Source organism: Streptomyces sp. NRRL B-1140, from assembly GCF_001280065.1.
GTDB lineage: Bacteria > Actinomycetota > Actinomycetes > Streptomycetales > Streptomycetaceae > Streptomyces.
The window spans coordinates 1-748 of the sequence record NZ_LGEA01000169.1; the positions used below are offsets into that span (position 1 = coordinate 1).

Genomic DNA, 748 nt, shown 5'->3' on the forward strand with positions numbered 1-748 from the left:
CGGCAGTCAGGTGAAGGTCGCTGTGCAGCCGGGCCGGCTGCGTGCCTGTGCCGCCGATGACGGGTTCTGTACCGGCACCGTCGAGACCGCCACCTATGTCGGAACGCTGGTGCGGGCGGGCGTGCGGGTCGATGGCAAGGATGCGCCGCTGCTGCGCCTGGAGGTACCGGCAGGCCGTAGTCCCGTCGCAGGCGAACGAGTGGGCATCTGTACGGACCCTGAGGACGTCAACCTCTTCCTCACCGACGAACAGGCGGGGTGAGTCATGGCAGCCCTCACCGCCACGACCCCCGCACGCCCCCGCAAGCTGCTGGCTTCGCGCCGGACGCGGGTCGGAATCTTCTACGCGCTGCCGGTTGTCGTCTATCTGCTGGTGCTGTTCGTCTACCCGATCTTCTCGACGCTGCTGCTGAGCCTGAAGAACGCCGACGGTTCGTTCACGCTGCACTGGTATGCCGACGCGCTGACCGGTGTGAATCTGTCGGTGCTGTTCACCACGCTGCGTATTTCCGCCGAAACGGCCGTGCTGAGCCTGGTGTTCGGGTTCGTTCTTGCGCAGGCGATTACGCGGCTGAAGCCGGTGTGGGCGGGTCTGGCGATGCTGGTCGTGGTGGTGCCGCACTTCGTGTCCGCTCTGGTGCGTACGTACGGCTGGATCATCATGCTCGGTGACAAGGGCCTGGTGAACGAGACGCTCACGAGCATGTCGGTTCCCGGAGCTCCGTTCCAGCTGCTCTACAACGAACTC

General features: G+C 65.4%; 1 protein-coding gene and 1 pseudogene. Both read left to right on the plus strand.

Annotation, left to right across the window (positions count from 1 at the left end):
• Positions 1 to 262 (plus strand): TOBE domain-containing protein (locus ADK65_RS35545; RefSeq protein WP_159038868.1); only part of this gene is annotated, 262 nt, incomplete at its 5' end.
• A gap of 3 nt (positions 263 to 265) precedes the next feature.
• Positions 266 to 748, plus strand: a pseudogene (locus tag ADK65_RS35550) (ABC transporter permease); the annotation flags it as partial.